The sequence below is a fragment of the Candidatus Pelagibacter sp. HIMB1593 genome, from assembly GCF_052047755.1.
Taxonomy (GTDB): domain Bacteria; phylum Pseudomonadota; class Alphaproteobacteria; order Pelagibacterales; family Pelagibacteraceae; genus Pelagibacter.
In genome coordinates, this window is record NZ_JBNAJK010000001.1 from 718,842 (window position 1) to 734,699 (window position 15,858).

17 protein-coding genes are annotated in these 15,858 nt (G+C 30.7%); 9 read left to right on the plus strand and 8 right to left on the minus strand.

Annotated features, from left to right (window positions below; translation table 11 throughout):
* Positions 1-19 precede the first annotated feature (19 nt).
* Positions 20-922, plus strand: a complete 903-nt coding sequence (gene iolE, locus ACTTA0_RS03705) for a myo-inosose-2 dehydratase (RefSeq protein ID WP_440676141.1) — start codon at positions 20-22, stop codon at positions 920-922.
* 43 nt (positions 923-965) lie between these two features.
* On the opposite strand, the gene ACTTA0_RS03710 is transcribed toward iolE, so the two are convergent.
* The gene (locus ACTTA0_RS03710; protein ID WP_440676142.1) at positions 966-1,931 is read right to left on the minus strand and encodes a hydroxyacid dehydrogenase; all 966 of its coding nucleotides are present in this window, start codon (positions 1,929-1,931) and stop codon (positions 966-968) included.
* Between the two features lie 112 nt (positions 1,932-2,043).
* On the opposite strand from ACTTA0_RS03710, the gene ACTTA0_RS03715 reads away from it, so the two are divergent.
* From ACTTA0_RS03715 to ACTTA0_RS03725, 3 genes are all read left to right on the plus strand, one after another.
* Positions 2,044-2,640: a TRAP transporter small permease gene (locus tag ACTTA0_RS03715; protein ID WP_440614590.1), complete on the plus strand. Its 597-nt coding sequence runs from the start codon at positions 2,044-2,046 to the stop codon at positions 2,638-2,640.
* Complete coding sequence (locus ACTTA0_RS03720) at positions 2,640-3,929, plus strand: TRAP transporter large permease (protein ID WP_440614589.1); 1,290 nt, start codon at positions 2,640-2,642, stop codon at positions 3,927-3,929. The genes ACTTA0_RS03715 and ACTTA0_RS03720 overlap by 1 nt, the downstream gene beginning before the upstream one ends.
* A gap of 86 nt (positions 3,930-4,015) precedes the next feature.
* Entirely contained in the window at positions 4,016-5,068 is a 1,053-nt protein-coding gene (locus ACTTA0_RS03725; protein WP_440614588.1) for a TRAP transporter substrate-binding protein, read from the plus strand.
* 40 nt (positions 5,069-5,108) lie between these two features.
* Here the strand turns inward: ACTTA0_RS03725 and ACTTA0_RS03730 are convergent, their stop codons facing one another.
* Positions 5,109-5,579 (minus strand): tetratricopeptide repeat protein, encoded by a 471-nt coding sequence (locus ACTTA0_RS03730; RefSeq protein WP_440614587.1) that lies wholly within the window; start codon positions 5,577-5,579, stop codon positions 5,109-5,111.
* A 105-nt stretch (positions 5,580-5,684) separates the two neighbouring features.
* On the opposite strand from ACTTA0_RS03730, the gene ACTTA0_RS03735 reads away from it, so the two are divergent.
* Together ACTTA0_RS03735 and ACTTA0_RS03740 are read left to right on the plus strand one after the other, a co-directional pair.
* Positions 5,685-6,917 (plus strand): cytochrome-c peroxidase, encoded by a 1,233-nt coding sequence (locus ACTTA0_RS03735; protein WP_440676143.1) that lies wholly within the window; start codon positions 5,685-5,687, stop codon positions 6,915-6,917.
* Between the two features lie 31 nt (positions 6,918-6,948).
* Positions 6,949-8,031, plus strand: coding sequence for a Gfo/Idh/MocA family protein (locus ACTTA0_RS03740; RefSeq protein ID WP_440676144.1), 1,083 nt, complete (start codon positions 6,949-6,951; stop codon positions 8,029-8,031).
* Here the strand turns inward: ACTTA0_RS03740 and ACTTA0_RS03745 are convergent.
* From ACTTA0_RS03745 to ACTTA0_RS03765, 5 genes are read right to left on the minus strand one after another with little or no spacing between them, the layout of a single operon-like run.
* Positions 8,024-8,947, minus strand: a complete 924-nt coding sequence (locus tag ACTTA0_RS03745; RefSeq protein ID WP_440614584.1) for a hydroxyacid dehydrogenase — start codon at positions 8,945-8,947, stop codon at positions 8,024-8,026. The two genes, ACTTA0_RS03740 and ACTTA0_RS03745, sit on opposite strands and share 8 nt — an antisense overlap.
* 37 nt (positions 8,948-8,984) lie before the next feature.
* Complete coding sequence (locus ACTTA0_RS03750; protein WP_440676145.1) at positions 8,985-9,905, minus strand: DMT family transporter; 921 nt, start codon at positions 9,903-9,905, stop codon at positions 8,985-8,987.
* Positions 9,906-9,915: 10 nt separating this feature from the next.
* Positions 9,916-10,899, minus strand: coding sequence for a phytanoyl-CoA dioxygenase family protein (locus ACTTA0_RS03755; protein ID WP_440614582.1), 984 nt, complete (start codon positions 10,897-10,899; stop codon positions 9,916-9,918).
* Positions 10,900-10,930: 31 nt separating this feature from the next.
* Entirely contained in the window at positions 10,931-11,800 is an 870-nt protein-coding gene (locus ACTTA0_RS03760; protein ID WP_440614581.1) for a 2OG-Fe(II) oxygenase, read from the minus strand.
* Entirely contained in the window at positions 11,800-12,744 is a 945-nt protein-coding gene (locus ACTTA0_RS03765) for a ketopantoate reductase family protein (protein WP_440676146.1), read from the minus strand. Before ACTTA0_RS03765 ends, ACTTA0_RS03760 begins: the two co-directional genes overlap by 1 nt.
* An 87-nt stretch (positions 12,745-12,831) precedes the next feature.
* Here ACTTA0_RS03765 and ACTTA0_RS03770 point away from each other — a divergent pair, with 87 nt between their 5' ends.
* The 3 genes from ACTTA0_RS03770 to ACTTA0_RS03780 are packed head-to-tail and all read left to right on the plus strand — an operon-like array spanning position 12,832 to position 15,066.
* Positions 12,832-13,809, plus strand: coding sequence for a DUF1907 domain-containing protein (locus ACTTA0_RS03770; protein WP_440614579.1), 978 nt, complete (start codon positions 12,832-12,834; stop codon positions 13,807-13,809).
* A gap of 28 nt (positions 13,810-13,837) precedes the next feature.
* Positions 13,838-14,251: a MarR family transcriptional regulator gene (locus tag ACTTA0_RS03775; RefSeq protein WP_262589473.1), complete on the plus strand. Its 414-nt coding sequence runs from the start codon at positions 13,838-13,840 to the stop codon at positions 14,249-14,251.
* Positions 14,251-15,066, plus strand: a complete 816-nt coding sequence (locus ACTTA0_RS03780) for a 3-methyl-2-oxobutanoate hydroxymethyltransferase (RefSeq protein WP_440676147.1) — start codon at positions 14,251-14,253, stop codon at positions 15,064-15,066. The genes ACTTA0_RS03775 and ACTTA0_RS03780 overlap by 1 nt, the downstream gene beginning before the upstream one ends.
* Here ACTTA0_RS03780 and ACTTA0_RS03785 read toward each other — a convergent pair.
* Positions 15,063-15,857, minus strand: coding sequence for an HpcH/HpaI aldolase family protein (locus tag ACTTA0_RS03785; protein ID WP_262589470.1), 795 nt, complete (start codon positions 15,855-15,857; stop codon positions 15,063-15,065). The genes ACTTA0_RS03780 and ACTTA0_RS03785 overlap by 4 nt on opposite strands.
* Position 15,858: the final 1 nt, after the last annotated feature.

Sequence of the window (15,858 nt, forward strand, 5' to 3'; positions counted from 1 at the left end):
AACTTTTTAAATAATTAATATGTCAGTAAAATTAGGAATAGCACCAATTGCTTGGAGTAACGATGATATGCCAGAATTGGGTGGTGATACTTCTTTAGAACAATGTTTATCTGAAGCTAGTCAAGCAGGGTTTATTGGAATTGAATCTGGTGGTAAATTTCCAAAAAAATCAGAAGAATTAATACCTAAGCTTAACGAATTTAAATTAAATCTTTGCTCAGGTTGGTATGGAGCTAATTTAAGAACAAATAGTGTTGATGAAGAAAAAAATCTCATTCAAGATCAACTAAAACTTTTTAAAGATTGTGATTCACCATGTATGGTTTTTGCTGAAGTTTCTGGCTCAATTCAAGGAGATCCAAATCGAAAATTATCTACAAGACCTCAAATGGATCTTGAAGAGTCTAAAAAATATTATGAAAAAATTTCTGAAATGGGAAAATATCTTGAGGATGAAGGTATGCCGCTTGCTTATCATCATCATATGGGAACTGTAATAGAGACAGAAGAAGATACAGTAAGATTACTTGAGAACACTCATGATAGTGTAAAACTTACATTAGATACTGGTCATATGTTGTTTGCTCAGGGAGACTCATTAAAAATATTAAACAACTTTAGTGAAAGATTAATTCATATGCATTGTAAAGACATTAGAAAAAATGTTTTAGAAAAATCTTTAAAAGAAGACTTAAGTTTTAGAGGGGCATTTTTAGAAGGTGCATTTACAGTTCCAGGCGATGGATGTATTGATTACAAGCCTTTATTTGATGTTTTAAAAGAAAAAAATTATTCTGGATGGTTAGTAGTAGAGGCAGAACAAGATCCTGCAAAAGCAAATCCATTCGAATATGCAAAAATAGGTTACAAGTATTTAACTGAAACTTTAAATCTTAGTGGTATTGAGATTTATAAAAGTTAATTTTCAATAAATAATAAATCTATTTTTTAGATTAAATCTTTTACTATAGTCTTACAATTTTTGATTTTTCCAATGTTTCATCGAAATAATCAATTATATTTTGAATTGTTTCTACCCCCATTCTTGTCATACATTCATCAGTAAATGCCGCTGTATGAGGACTTAAATAAACTTTTTCATTCTTTAAGAGAGGATTATCATTTTCTGGTGGTTCTTGTTTAAATACATCAATACCTGCTCCAAATATTAAATCTTCATTTAAAGCCTTATCAAGATCTTCCTCATGAATAATTCCACCTCTTGCAGCATTAATGATGATGCAGTTTTTCTTCATCGTTTTAAGTAAATCATAATTAATAAGATTTTCTGTTTTTTCTGTTAAAGGCATATGTAAAGATATTACATCCATTGTTTTTACTGCCTCTTCAAGACTATCAACTTTTTTTCCACCAAGCTTCTCTATTGTATCTTTATCTACAAATGGATCATAGACGAATACATTCATTTCAAATCCTAAACATCTTTTAATAAGTGCTTTACCGATTCTACCAAATCCCATAATTAGGAAATTTTTTTTCCATACTTCAATAGTCTTGGGTAATTTATTTCTATCCTTAAAATTACCTTCTTTAACCGTTGTATGATAAAGCTCTCTTCTTTTTGCAATATTTAGCAAGACAAACATAACATGCTCCGCAACTGTAACTGCATTTGCATTAGCTGTAATAGCAATTTTGATATCTCTTTCTTTAGCTGTTTTTAAATCAATATTATCGTAGCCAACTCCATGTCTAGATATTATTTTAAGATTTTTGGCTTCGTTAATTACTTCACCTGGTAGTTTTGCTATTCTAATTGAAGCACCATCACAATCTTTTATTTTAGCCTTTAAGTTTTCTACTGAAACATCGTCAGTTACCTCTACATCAAAATCTGGATGGTTATTAATTAATTCCATACCTTTATCATGAACTTTTTGGATAACTAGAATTTTCTTTTTATTACTCATAATTTTATTTAAGCTTTTCTGTTGAAGGCTTTTCTAATACGAAAAATATCTAACAATGTAAAATAGTTTTTTAAAAAGTTGTAATTATTTTCTTATTAAAATAAATTTAGTTGTGAATTTAACTATAAAAACTCTACTTTACATTTTTAACTTTCTTGAAAAGATAAATACTTTTTTTCTAAGAATTGGAAGACAATTTGCATGGATCGCAATTTTTTTAATGGTTGTCGTAATTATGATCCAGGTTTTTTTTAGATATGTTCTCAACAACGCATTACCTTGGCCTGATGAAGTTGCGAGATTTTTAATGCTATGGATGACAGGGTTAATTGCTCCTTCAGCTTATAGATGGGGTGGTTTTGTCTCAATTGATATGCTGGAAAGATTTTTACCTAAAATCATATCAACTTTTTTAACCTTATTTTTATTGATCATATCTTTATTTGTTTTGATCATTGGACTTGAATTAGGTTTGAAACACATTAATGCTGGATGGATATTTAATTCAGCTTCAATCAAAATTCCATTTAATCTAATTGGTGGCAAAGCAGAGCCAATAAAATTAGCTTGGATGTATATGTCGTTACCTGTTGGAATTGTTTTTTTGATTTCAGTAAACATAGAGTTAATTTTAAGAAATTTTTTAAGTAATTTTACAAAATTAGAATTACCTGAAGATTTAGATAAACAAAAATTGGAGACCCAATAATGTTAATTTGGTTTCTCCCTTTATTTTTATTATTTTTGTTAATTGGATTACCAGTATTTTTTGGATTGTTGGCTGCTCCTGGAATTTTACTTTGGCTGAATGATCAATCTAGAGATGGAGCAATGCTTTATAGAAATATTTACAATGGTATTGATAGCTTTCCTTTAATGGCAATTCCTTTTTTTATGTTAGCTGGTGAACTAATGAATAGGGGAGGAATTACTCAAAGATTAGTAGAATTTAGCCAGGCGATGATGGGGCATTTAAAAGGTGGTTTAGCACATGTTAACGTCTTAACTTCAATGCTTTTTGCTGGCCTATCTGGATCTGCAGTTGCAGATACTTCTGCAATTGGTTCGATGTTAATTCCTGCTATGGAGAAGCAAGGGTATACTAAAAAATTTTCAGCAGCAATTACCGCAGCGAGTTCAGTAATCGGTCCAATCATTCCACCTTCAGGAATAATGATTATTTATGCATACGTTATGGGAGAGAGCGTAGCTGCCTTATTCCTAGCAGGTATTATTCCTGGAATTTTAGTTGGTGTTAGTTTGATGGTTACAATCAAGTTTATGGCTAAAAGATATAATTTTCCTGCCGTAACAAAAAAGACAACATGGAGACAAAGAGGAAAAGCTTCTTTGAAAGCTTTTTTCCCATTGATGACTCCTGTTATAATTCTAGGAGGTATACTTGGAGGAATTTTTACTCCAACTGAAGCATCTGCAGTTGCAGCTGCTTACGCAATGTTTATTGGCTTGTTTGTTTTAAAATCTTTAGAGTGGAAAGACGTACCAAAGGTTATGACAAAAGCTGCAATGGTTTCATCTGTAGTATTACTTTTGGTTGGTGCTGCAATGGCTTTTAAAACAGTTGTTAGCTTATCTCATGCACCAGAATATCTTGCTGAATTTGTTTTAGGATTAACTGATAATCCCTATATTTTATTGTTTCTTATAAATATTTTACTATTTGTTGTTGGAATGTTTTTAGATGCAGGTCCTGCAATAATTATTTTAGGACCAATACTAGGACCAGTGTTTGTAGAATTAGGTGTACATCCAGTTCATTTTGCAATTATTATGTCAGTTAACTTAACTGTTGGTTTAGCAACACCACCAATGGGTTTAGTTTTATTTGTTGCATCATCAGTTTCCGGTGAAAGAGTTGAAACTATATCAAAAGCTATATTGCCATTTTTAGCAGTAGAAGCAATTGTAATATTTTTAATTACGTACTTCCCATCAATCTCAATGACCATTCCTTTACTTACAGGTTTTGCAAAATAATTATAGTTTTTAGATAATAGACACAGAGGTTCAATTTAGGTATATTTTCTGCACTTAAATATATATTTAATGAGAGGGAAAAAATAATGAGTAAATTAATAAAATCATTCTTTTCATTTTTATTTTTAATTAGTTTTACAGCTTCTGTTTCAGCAGCTGATTACAATTTAAGAATGACAATGAACTCCAATGATCAAGATGAAGACTATGATGGTGCAGTAGTATTTAAAAACTATGTTGAAGCAGCATCAAATGGAAAAATATCTGTGGAACTTTTTGTAGGTACACAGTTATGTTCTAAAGGAGCAGAATGTTTACAAGGTGTTTCAGATGGAAGCATTGATGTTTACATTTCTACTTCTGGAGGAGCAGCTGGTGTATTCCCATACGTTCAAGTTTTAGATTTACCATATCTAATGGCAGACGACAGAATTGCTGAAGATGTTATGCAAGGTGATTTTGTAAGAACTATGAGACAAATGGCTCTTAAAGATTCAGGCGACACAATAAGATTAATGACTATCGGAAATACTGGTGGATGGAGAAATTTTGCTAACACTAAAAGAAGAGTTGCAGAACCATCAGATATGAAAGGTCTAAAAATCAGAACTGTTGTAGCTGACTTACCTCAAGAGCTTGTTAGAGCTTTAGGTGCATCTCCAACTCCTATTCCATGGCCAGAATTATTTACATCTTTTCAAACAGGTGTAGTTGAAGGTTCTAAAAATGGAATAACTGACATCATGAATATGAAGTTTCCAGATGCAGGTCTAAAATATGTTACTTTAGACGGTCATGCATACATGGGAGCACTTTGGTGGATGAACAATGCAAAATATCAATCTATGCCAAAAGAACTTAAGAAAGTTATTACGGATGGATTTTATGCATTGCAGCAAGCTACATTTGCATCTCCAAAAAGAAAATCAATCAAAGCATATGAAGACTTTGTAGCAGGTGGTGGAGATTTATATGTTCCAACTCCAGCACAAAAAGCTAGCTTCAAAAAAGCTGCTAGTCCAGTTTATGATTGGTTTAAGTCAAATGTTAAAGGTGGAGGACAAATCTTTGACGCTTTAACAAGTGCAGTTGCTGATGCTGAGAAAAAAGCATCAAGTGCATACGACAAAGACTTATAATCTTAATTTAATGATGGGGCGGATTTAATTATTCGCCTCATTACCTAAACGGATAAATCCAAGCTTTGTAATCTTTAATAAGTATATGCGCTTTTTCAATTTGTTCAGGAGTCATTTTTTTAACAACTTCTTCTTGAGAAATCGCAGCATCAGGATCGCCTCCAATAGCAGACAAACCATACCACATGTAAGCTCTAACAAGATCAGCGGCAGGAAGTCCTCTACCGATTTCATAATACCACCCAACACCCGATTGAGCACCAGGATGACCTTTCATCGAAGATCTAAGATACCATTCAAAAGCTCTAACATCATCTTGCTCAACTCCAAGGCCCATTGCATACATTATTCCAATAAGTTCTTCAGCATCTGCATTTCCAGATCGAGCAGCTGGCATCAACTCTTCCATAGCTTCTTGAAATTTTCCAGCTTCCATCAAATCTCTAGCATTTTCAATTTCTGCAAAAACTATGGATGGAATAAAAAAAATTATAAAAAAGTATCTCAACATATAAAAATATTAATATTTATAATTCCATTTTTAATTTCAGCAAACAAAACATATTCAATTGAATTACCAAAACCTTTAACAGGTAATGATTTTCATAAAGTTGATATGGAAAAGGTTAAAATAGGAAGACTTTTATTTCATGACAAAATTTTATCAGCCAATCGTAATATTGCTTGTGCAACTTGTCATAGCCATGACCTAGGAGGGTCTGATGGACTTTCATTAGGAATTGGTGAAGGTGGACATGGTATTGGATTAGAAAGAACAGCTGGATCAGGGGATGATAAAATTAAAAAACGTATTCCAAGAAATGCTTTAGCATTATGGAATTTAGGATTTAAAGATATTACCACATTACTTCATGATGGTAGAGTGACTAAATCTGATATATTTGGAAATGGTTTTAATACCCCAGCACAAGAACTGCTTCCTAAAGGTCTTGATAATATAGTAGCGGTACAAGCTTTATTTCCAATGACAAGACAATTTGAAATGGCTGGAAATCCAGGTGAAAATGAAATTATAGGACTGGTTTCAAAAGTCGGTAAAGATAGTATGAGAATTGATAGAGTTTGGCCTGTGATTACTCATAGAATAAGAGGAGTTCCTGAATATATTGAGATGTTTAAACATGCTTTTGACGATGTTGATAATGCTTTAGACATAAATATTACACATATAGTAAACTCAATTGCAGCTTTTGAAATTCATGAATGGACATCCTTTGACTCTCCATTTGATGAATATTTAAACGGAAATAAATCAGCTTTAAATTCAAATCAGATTGCAGGTATGAATTTATTCTATGGTAAAGCTAATTGTAGCTCATGTCATTCAGGGTCTTTATTGTCTGATCAAAAATTTCACTCAATAGGTATTCCACAATTTGGACCAGGCAGAACCAGACCATTTGATCCTTATGCACGTGATGTTGGAAGAATGGTTGAAACAGATGATGTGGATGACATGTATAAATTTAAAACACCCGCTCTAAGAAATGTTTCTTTAACGGCACCTTATGGTCATAATGGTGCTTATCCAACACTTAAGGGCATAATTAAACATCATTTAAATCCAGTAACTATGAACAAAAATTGGAAACCTCAATATGCAAATTTACCAAATGCTCCATGGTTAGAACAAATAGATTTTGTGACTTTTTCTGACAAAAGAGAACAGGATAGAATTATTTCAAGTATAGATATCAAACCAATAGATTTAAGTGAAAAAGAAATTGATCAATTAGTCTCTTTTTTACAATCTCTAACTGGAAAAAGTGGAAATCAAAGACCACTCGGTAAACCAGAAAAAGTACCAAGTGGATTAACAATTGATTAAATTTATTTAATTAAACTGATAGATAATAAATATGGAAAAAATTAAATATGGAATAATTGGAGCTGGCACGATGGCTCGAGAACATATTTTAAATTTATCTTTGATATACGAGGCTGAGGTAGTTGCTCTTTCAGATCCTCACAAAGAATCTTTGAAACAATGTCAAGAACTACTCAAAAAGGAAGTTGTTTGCTTTGAAAATCATCAAGATTTGATTAAAGAAAATTTAGTTGATGTTTATATAATTTCATCTCCTAATTTTACTCATATTCAAATTTTAAAAGATGTAATTCAAACTAAGAAACACATATTGGTTGAAAAACCTTTGTGTACTAAGACAAAAGATTGTTTAGAAATAGAAAAACTTACTAAGGATTATCCATCAGTATTTTGGACTGCAATGGAATATAGGTACATGCCTCCTGTTTCAAAATTTATCAAAGAAATTCACAACAAAACAATTGGTGATCTAAAAACATTAACAATAAGAGAGCACAGATTTCCTTTCCTAAAAAAAGTAAATGACTGGAACAGATTTGAAAAAAATACTGGAGGAACTTTAGTTGAAAAGTGTTGTCATTTTTTTGATTTGATGAGATTTATTGTTAAGAGTGAACCTGTAAGTGTTTATGCGAGTGGGGGACAAGATGTAAATCACTTAGATGAAGAGTATGATGGGAAAAAACCAGATATTATTGATAATGCTTACGTAATTGTTAATTTTGAGAATGGTTCTAGAAGTATGCTTGAGCTTTGTATGTTTGCTGAAAATTCTGAAATGCAAGAAGAGTTAACCGCAACAGGAAATATTGGTAAAATTGAAACTTCAGTTCCTTCAAACGAGTCTGGGAAAACTACTTCTGATGTAAGAATTGGTATGAGAGATGGAAAAACAAAACAAGAAAGTGTTAGTGTAGATCCAAAAATACTTGAAGCAGGACATCATCATGGATCAACTTATTATGAGCATTTAGCCTTTATAAATGCAGTAAAAAATAAATTAAAGCCAGAGGTATCTTTGAATGATGGATTAATTGCAGTTGCTGTTGGAGAAGCTGCTGAGACATCAATTAAACTTGGAAGAGTAGTTAAGTTAAACGAAATAATTACTTAAAAAAATCAATTGCCTTTTTAACTATAAAATTGCTAACTCTAATATTTGACTCTGTAGTAACACCTGAAATATGAGGAGTTAAAATACAATTCATTTCAGATGTAATTCTTTCGTATAAATCTTTTTTAATAGGTTCATTTTCAAACACATCTAATGCAAATCCTGAAATTAGATTTTGATCATAAGCATCTATAAGATCATTCTCATTTACAACACTACCTCTAGAAGTATTGATTATAATTGGCTGTTTTTGCATTTTAGAGAATGAAGACTTGTTGATTAAATTTTTAGTCTCTTCTGTTAATGGTAAATGTAAAGAAATAATATCTGCATTTTTAAATACTTCTTCTAATGAAGATAATTTATAATTTTTTTCATTATCTTCTAATTTTTTAATATAAGGATCATAAGCCAAAACATTCAGTCCATTTTTCAAACTATAGTCAGCAACTTTTCTGCCGATGGTACCAAAACCCACTATTCCAATAGACTTTCTATTTATTTCAGAGGATTTAATAGTTGTTCTAGGCCAATCACCTTTGATCGTTCGATAATGAAACATAGGAATTTTTTTTATTAAAGACATAGAAGATGAAATCACATATTCAGCTACAGAGTCTGCATTCATACCAGTTGCAGGTTGGACATGAATATTTTTGGTTCTACAAAATTCAGTATCAATATTATCTAAACCAACACCCAGTCTTCCTATAAATTTTAATTTACTAGCGTTAGATAAAATATCTTTGGTTACTTGAGTTTTATTTCTGACAATTAAACCATCATAATCTTTAATAATTTCTTTAAGTTCTTCTTTTTTTTCCCAAAGCTTTTCATCAAATTTGATTTCAAAAGTATTATTTAGATCATCTAAACTGTCTTGGTTAATAAACTCTGTTATTAAGATTTTAGCCATACTTACTTATATATATTTTTAACTTAAATTGAATAACTTACTTTTTTATTGAAATTGTTGTTGGTCTTATTGAATTTGAAACAATATTTCTAGAAAGTTTTATCTCTCTTAAAACGATATAAATTCCAGCTCCAATTATAAAAACATTTCCTAAATAAATATTCCAAGTAGGGATTTCATTAAAAATATAAAAACCAATCAATGCACCAATTAATAATTGAACATATTGTGTATTTGCAAATATTGAGGCAGGAAGATGTCGAGCAGAGTTTATAATAAAAATCATTCCCATTCCTCTTAATAAACCTGCATTAAAATTTAAAAAAAAATCTGTTTTAGTCATTGGAATATAAAGCTCAAAGGTAATCACACCAGAAATCACAATTAAAATTAACTTCCCAATTATTAAAAATGAATACACGCTTTCTGATTGACCATATTTTTTAACCAATAAATGACCTACAGACCCAAAAATTGGTATCAATAATGCTAATAACACATAATTATTTATTTCTTTTCCAAAAGGGTTAATTGCAATTATCGTTCCAATAAAACCGATCAATATTGCCGTATATCTTCTCCAACTTACTTTTTCTTTTAAAAAAATTACAGATCCAATTGTTAATACAAAGGGTGTAAAGAAGATGATGCTATACATGGTTGTAAGTGGAAGTTTATTTATACAAAGAAAAAATAATCCCATTGAAATTATTAAAGTTATTGCTCTAACCAAATGTACAAAAAAGTTTTTAGTCTTAATTTTTTTCCAAGAATTTCTAACTTGCGTGTAAAGTAAAATTGGCAGTAATGCCGATAAAGAATTAATAAATATTATTTGTGTTACATGATAATAATTTGTCAATTCTTTTGCTATAGAGTCCATGATAACAAATAAGGAATAGCCAAGAATTGCTAAAAAAAAGTCTACCGAGTAGACACGGGTAGTTACTGAATTCATTTGTTAATTTTTATAATAATTTTGAAAGATCTCTTTTACTATTCTTAAACGTTGGCAAAGGATATTTAAAGGCATATTTACGTGGAATACATTTTTCTTTTGCTTTTTCCCAAAGAGCTAACCATTGTTTAAAATTCTGAATTTTAAGATTTTTTTTATTTTTGCTTCTTACATAGAAATTTGGAAGTGGATCTCTCCCAGAAGGTTGACCAGCTACATTGTATCTAAGGTCTGCACTTATTCTAAAATCATTTGATCTATTAGGTAAGGAGCAGTGAATTGAATGTTTATGCAAAAGAATTACATCTCCAACGTCTGCCTCTAAGTGAATATGCTGCATTTTATCCAGTAATTTACTGTCTTTAATTTCTACTTGGCCTCTATAACCAGCAATATGATTTAATAATCCCATTTTATTAATTTTCTTAACAGTAATCATGCACCCATTTTTTTTTGTAGTTTTTGTAAAAGGTATCCATACAGTAACCATGTCAGTCAATTTTTGCCCTTTAGGACTGAGAACTGCAGCATCCTGATGCCAAGGTGTTCTTCCACTTAAACCGTCTAAAATTGAACCTTTTGGTAATTTTTTTTCAGGTTGTTTAATTCTAGTATTTTGAACTGGATTAGACATGATTTCTTTTCCCAAAATTTTTTCAACAACATCTAAAATATTTTTATTAGTAATTAAATTCCATAAAGATTGAGTAGCAAAGTAATCACTATCTTTCTTAACGTGATCTCTTGGCAATCTAGTGTTAAAATATTGATCTAAATCATCAATTTTTAATTTTGATATATAAGAATATTTTTTTTTAAAATCTAAATTAAGAACTTTTTTTAAATCTTTTTTTTTTGCAAATTTTTGGATTAAACAATCCATCACAAATTCCATGTCATTAAGGATTGGTTTTAAATCTCTTTCATAGTTAAGAACATTTTTTACTCTCAAATATCCTTGTTCAAATAATTTCTTTTGTAGATTATTTGCCATTAATAGAACCTAGTAGAATTTTTTAACAATATCAATTCTTAGGAGCAGTTGTTAAATAGTTTGCATCATGAAAAGAAGTTAACATTTTTTTCTTTGTGCTGATGATGTGAGGATAGTAAGCTGTTCCTTTATAATTCCAAATAACTGGCTTATTGAGTGCATAACTTCCATAAATAAAAAATCTTTTTGGACAGTTTTTTTCTATAAAACGTTTAACTCCGTGATAAGAATTTGGTGTAGATTGAAAAAATACCACAGTTCCTTTCCTTGGAGTAAATGCTTTTACTATTTCTAATTCACTCATTTTTGGAAATCGTCTGAAACTTTTTCTTAAATTTTTCTTTGATTTTTTTCTATAAATTGTAAGTGATCCTCCATTTTTTTTGGGAATATCTGTTAGATAAATTAAGAAATTATACAATCTGGTAATATCGTCTCTATGAGGACGTAATCTGTATCCTCCTTTAGAAACCGAAAAATCAATATCTAAATTAACTTTTGGGTTAGTGTAATTGTTTCCTAACATTTTTTTTAATTCACTTGAATTTAATTTCTTTTTAATAGTAAATTTTTTTTGATTAAATATTTTTGGTTTGTGAGTGTTTGTCCAAGACCCATCTTTAAAGTTTTTAGAAAAAAGAGTTTCAATTTTTTTATAAAATGCCTTGCTATTAAAAAGTTTGAAGAGTTTTGCAGAATTATTTGAAGATTTAATATAGTTATTAAAATTTTTTGAGCCTTTATTAATTCTGCTTCGACCACCCATAATCATGTCGTCAAAAGCTTTAGATTTACTAATCTCATCAATTAATAAATTACACGTATTTTTTTCAACAACCTTTTCTCCAACTAGTACAGGAAAATTACTTTTAATTTTTTTTAATCGATTGATTTTAAGCATTAACTATACATACCTTCTTTAACCTTAATCATTTTATACATCAGGTCATTTAAAGGCGTTTTTACTCCATGTTTTTTTCCAATTTTAGAAACAGCACCACTTATAAAATCAATTTCTGTTTTTCTTTTGTATTGAACATCAAAAGCCATTGAAGATTTATTAGTTTGCATCGAATCTACAATTTTATTGAACATAAATAGACATTCATCTTCAGAAACATTAACTCCATCAGCAAGCGCTACTTCTCTTGTCTCTAAAATGATTTCTTTACCAAGCCCTCTTGAAACATCATTAGCTTTATTATTTACGTATAGATCGGTGTGATGTAGATCAAATATAGCTGAAAGAGGACCAATTGCTGTTAGAGCAAAAAGTTTCATCCATTTTCTTTTTTTTACATCTTCAGCTGCAATCATTTCTAAATTATGTGCGGTAAAAGTATTAGCTATTTCTGTAATTCTCTCTGTTATACCTCCTTCATACTCACCAATCCATGAAGGCAATGCGCCATGGTTCATTATATGACCTGGTCCTAAAATATTTGAAGCTTGTGTTGTTGTTCCACCGATCACTTTTTCATTTCCAACGATACTTTGAATTATTGCTTCATGACCAATTCCATTTTGAAAAGACATGAAAACTGTTTTTTCTCCGATAATATTTTTAATGCTATTTAGAGCTGGTTCTAATGCAGTTGCTTTACACATAACAATCACTGCATCCATTTTATCTAACGATGATGGATCAGAAGTAGCATTAACTTTAATTATACGATCGCCTCCGTGACCATCTATTTTTAAACCATCTTTATTTATCGCATCGACATGTTCTTTCCAAACGTCAATTAAAGTTACATTTAAACCTTTTTCAGCTAGCAATCCTCCAAACAGGCATCCCATTGCACCTGCACCTAATACGGCTACTTTTAAATCTTTATTTATCATCGTTACCTTTTTTAAATTATTTATGTATAGAAATTATATATATTATCTATAGACAATATGCAAAATAAATTATAGCTTATTAACATCATGCAATTAAAAATAGAAAAAGGAACTTTCACAAATCATTCACTTGAAGATATAGCGAGTGCATTAAAAAAAGGACTCTCAGAAAATTTTAAAAATGTTGAAGTAGAAGTTGTAGATTGTCCTAATCTTCGTGAATGGGATTGTCCATCTGAAGGGATGAGTGGCAATCAAAAAATCATCGATGTTGGTGGTGAGCCATACATGCATGATCCTAATTTTATTGGTGCTGAATTTGATTACCAAGAAATTTCTAAAATGATTGGATCAGAAAAATCTTATGCTTTAGGTGCTGGATCTGGTGCAATGTCGTGTTTGGATGGTCACTGTGGAGAATTAGTAATTAATGAAAATTTAATTACTGACGAGTCTAGATCTATAATTGCAAGAGTAAGTCCTGATAAAAAATGTATTGTTGAAAAATATAGCGCACGAAAACATGGAGGACTTGGAAATATTTATTATACAGATGGTAAACAAGGAAAAGTAATTAAAATAAAAATTAAAGGTAGATCAGGAGATCAAGGTTCGCTACCGCAAGCAATGAGGTCCTCATTATCAAATAATTTAAATCTTAAAGAAAATGAACATGTTGCTATCGCAGGTGTATTTAGAATATTAGAAGGTAAAGTAAGATCTCATGTTCAACCAGATTACAAAGATATTACACATGAATACTATGATCCAAAACAAATGAAGTGTGTAAAAGATTTTCTTCAATTTTACGAACCTGTTGGTCCAAAATTGCAGTGTTATACAGTACTTTGGACTGGAGATCCTACAGGAGGAGAATTGAATTTAAGGGAGTCTGGTGAACATACACATTTTCATTCTTATGAAGACGATAAAGATGCTGGTCATTACCATTTTGATGTAACACCAGATGAAATAGAATATGAAGGATATTTTAATACAGCTTCAGAAGTTCATAGAGTGAATAATATTTATAAAGAACTACTAAGCAAAAATAGTATTGAATAGAAAACTTAATAAGTTTAAGTTTATTTAAATGAAAAGACAGTTTAAGTATCCAAAAAATTTTGAAGAACAGAAAAAAATTTCAAAATCAACTCAGAAAAGAATTACATTAGCTGAAATTTCACTTGGAGATTTTGAGGGAAGGTTAGCAAATGATTTATTAAATTGGTTTTCTCTGACACCTCAACATTGGATTATGCTGCACATGGTAATGCTTGCTTATTATAAAAATAAATCTATTACAAAAAATGAACTATTGAGAGTTATAGAGAAATCTTATTTAACTTCTAATGTTTATATCGATACAGCAATCAAAAAAGGTTATTTTAGAATTATTAGAAACGAAAAGGACAAAAGATCAATTTTTATTTTACCATCAGTTGTTACCATTAAGACTTTTGAGGAATTTATTGATCGAAGAGACGTTCTTTATAAAGGTATTTAATGAAGAATGTATACACATGGGCTGCAAAACCAGCCAAAAGATCAACTACAGTAGGTGATTTAAAAGCGGCAAAAGGAAAAAGAAAATTTACTCAAGTTACCGCGAATACTGTTGATGAGGCTGCTGCTGCAGAAAAAGCTGGCTTTGACATGATTATTGCTAACGCTAAAAATGTTATTCCAGTTAGGGAAGGGTCCAAAAATCTTTTTTTAACCGCAGCTTTAGTTTTGAACGAATTTGTTACAGCAGATGATATTATGCGTGGAGCGTTCAAAGCTTTAGAAAATGGTGCTGATGCAGTGATGACGCCAAGAAGTATGGATATAGTAGAAATGCTAGCAAAGGAAGATGTACCTGTTATGGGTCACTTGGGACTAGTTCCAAGAAAATCAACTTGGATTGGTGGACTTAGAGCAGTTGGTAAAACAGCAAATGAGGCTCATGAGTTATTTCAAAAATTTAAAAGATTAGAAGATGCAGGAGCTTTTTCTGCCGAGTGTGAAGTAATACCTGAAAACGTAATGGGTGAAATTTCTAAACGAACAGATATTGTTACTGTTTCTTTAGGATCTGGAAGAAATGCAGATGTGATGTATTTATTTATGGAAGATATTTGTGGCGATACTGAAAATCCTCCAAGACATTCTAAAGCTTATGGAAACTTATTAAAACTTAGAAATGAAATTAAAGTTGAAAGAGTTAAAGCGCTTAAAGCATTTAAAAAAGATTCTATGGCTGGAAAGTTTCCAAGTAAGAAACAATCCTCTAATTTAGATAAAAATCAGTTTGAAGAATTTTTAAATCAACTTGATTAATAAGTAGCGTCGTCGTCTTTTTTAGACAAAGAACCTTTCATCTTATCAACAGTTGCTTTAGCACCAGCACTTAAAGCTCTTAAATCAGAAGCTATCGTTACAAAATCAAAACCTTTTTCAATCATCTTAGTTGCGTATTCTGTTGTACCATTGTGAATTCCTGCAAAAATATTATTTTTCTTTGCATGTTCTAGAATTCTCAAAATTTCTGAATAAGCCTTTGTTGTTTCAGCTCGATCAAATCCAGGTTTTTCACCAATTGCCAAACTTAAGTCTGCCGGTCCAATATAAATTCCATCAACACCTGGTGTAGACATTATCTCATCTAAATTTTCCAAAGATTCTTTAGTTTCTATCATTGCTAATTTAAGAATTTCTTCATTAGCGTGATCTGCATAATCTGCACCACCATAAATTAATCCTCTAACAGGACCAAAACTTCTATAACCATCAGGTGGGTACATACATGCCTGAACAAAATTTTCAGCTTCTTTTCTATTACTGACCATTGGACAAACAATTCCATAACAACCAGCATCTAAAATTTTCATTATTTGTCCTGGCTCATTCCAATTAACTCTAGCAAGTGGAGTGACATCCGTTGTTGAAATTGTTTGAAGCATTGGAAGTGCATTACTGTAATCAACTAAACCATGCTGCATATCTATAGTTAATGAATCCCAGCCTTGATGTGCCATTGCTTCTGCAGATGCAGTACTTGGAATTGCGCACCAACCATTAATGACGGGCTTACCGTCTTTCATCATTTGTTTTATTTTATTTTTTCTCATT